At 66.8% G+C, this 1,748-nt stretch carries 3 protein-coding genes; 2 read left to right on the forward strand and 1 reads right to left on the reverse strand.

Features of this window, described 5'->3' with window-relative positions; all coding sequences use genetic code 11:
* Window positions 1-242 precede the first annotated feature (242 nt).
* Window positions 243-740 (reverse strand): glutathione peroxidase, encoded by a 498-nt coding sequence (locus tag G6024_RS15925; protein ID WP_069389636.1) that lies wholly within the window; start codon window positions 738-740, stop codon window positions 243-245.
* Between the two features lie 63 nt (window positions 741-803).
* Between G6024_RS15925 and G6024_RS15930 the strand changes: the two genes are divergently transcribed.
* A complete protein-coding gene (locus G6024_RS15930) occupies window positions 804-1,082 on the forward strand; it encodes a helix-turn-helix transcriptional regulator (RefSeq protein ID WP_069389637.1) in 279 nt (92 codons plus the stop codon).
* The gene (locus G6024_RS15935; RefSeq protein WP_069389638.1) at window positions 1,079-1,633 is read left to right on the forward strand and encodes a hypothetical protein; all 555 of its coding nucleotides are present in this window, start codon (window positions 1,079-1,081) and stop codon (window positions 1,631-1,633) included. The genes G6024_RS15930 and G6024_RS15935 overlap by 4 nt, the downstream gene beginning before the upstream one ends.
* Window positions 1,634-1,748 lie beyond the last annotated feature (115 nt).

Below are 1,748 nucleotides of genomic sequence, written 5' to 3' on the forward strand. Positions count from 1 at the left end.
GCGAGACCGGCACGGATCGACGTTCGAGGTCGCCGACCAGGTCGACGGCGTGGTCGAGGGTGGTGTCGCGGAGTCCCGAGACCGAGACGATGAGGCGCGGGGTCATGGGGGGATCGTGTCAGGGAGTGATGACGCGGTGACGACGGCGAGGTGTACTCCAGATTGCCGAGCCCGACACAGTACCGAGACCGACATAGTGCCGACCCGACACAGTGCCGAGACCGATATCCCCGCCGGCGCGGTCAGATCGGAAGTGTCTCCTCGAGCGCGTCCACCAGTTCGGGGGCTCCGGGCTCGACCTTGGGACGGAACCGTCCGACGACCTCCCCCTCGGGCGAGAGCAGGAACTTCTCGAAGTTCCACTGCACGTCCCCCGCCTCACCGTCGGAGTCGGCCACCTTGGTGAGCTCGACGTAGAGCGGGTGTCGGTCGGGCCCGTTGACGTCGACCTTGGCCGCGAGCGGGAAGGTGATCCCGTACTTGCCGGAGGTGAACTCCTTGATGGCGTCCTCGTCACCCGGCTCCTGGCCCATGAACTGGTTGCAGGGGAACCCGATCACGAAGAGGCCGCGGTCGCGGTAGTCGTCCGCCAACTCCTGCAGCCCCTCGTACTGCGGGGTGAGCCCGCACTCGCTGGCGACGTTGACCACGAGGACCGCGTGGCCCGCGTAGTCGCCCATGCTGGCCTGCTCGCCGTCGATGGTGGTGAACGAGATGTCGTGAATGCTTCCGCTACTCATGTGATCCAGCCTACCCACGACGGACCATTGACATATCGTTGGGTTTTCCCAACACTTAGATACATGAGCCCAGTCCGACGGGGAGAAAAGCTCCCCATTCACAACCGGATCGCCGTGTTGCGGGCCGAGCGCCGCCTGAGCCGTGCGGCGCTCGCCGAGCAGATCGAGGTCAACCCCCAGACCGTGGGGGCGCTCGAGAGAGGCGACCACTACCCGAGCCTGGATCTGGCCTTCCGGATCTGCGCGGTCTTCGACCTGCCGGTCGAGGCCGTGTTCTCCCGCGAGGAGTTCCGACCGATGTCCGCCGAGATCTACCGCCCCACCCGAGAGGACCGATCATGACCTCCAACCGCGTCGACACCCTCACCCGATCCGAGCAGCGATTCGAGAAGATGCAGACCCGGACGGAGGGCAGACTCCCGTCGTGGCGTACCCCGGGACGTCGCCGACTGCTCGTCCGCCTGAACTGGGCGAGCCTGGCGATCATGGCCGCGATCGCGGTGGCGGGTTACTTCTGGTTCCCGATCATCCTGGCCTGGCTCCCCATGACCGTGGTGATCTGCGTGGTCTGGACGATGCTGCGCATCACCATCGACTCCAAGGACACCGCCCCCGCCCGATACCTGGACGAGTTCGAGCTGGCGACGCTCCTGCAGGCCCGCTCTCAGTCGCTCTCGCTGGTCACGGGCGGACTGTTCGTGATCTCGATGGTGCTGATCTTCGGTTCGAGCTTCGAGATCGGCGACGGACACCGGCTCGCCTACGTGATGGGAGGCCTCGGCATCCTCACGTTCCTGGCCGGGGCGGTCATTCCCGCAGCCGCGATGACCCGCACCATGCCCCCCGAGAGCGCGGACGACTTCGCGCCCGCCGCCGCCGACCACACCGCCTGATCCCCAGGAGATCCGCTACCCCGATTCCGGATCCGCTACCCCGATGGGACCAGCGGATCCCGAATTGGAGTAGCGGATCCTCGGGGTGGGGTGGGCGCTGGGCGGGGTGGGCGCT

The sequence above is a fragment of the Dietzia maris genome (assembly GCF_014144855.1).
Classification (GTDB): Bacteria; Actinomycetota; Actinomycetes; order Mycobacteriales; family Mycobacteriaceae; genus Dietzia; species Dietzia kunjamensis.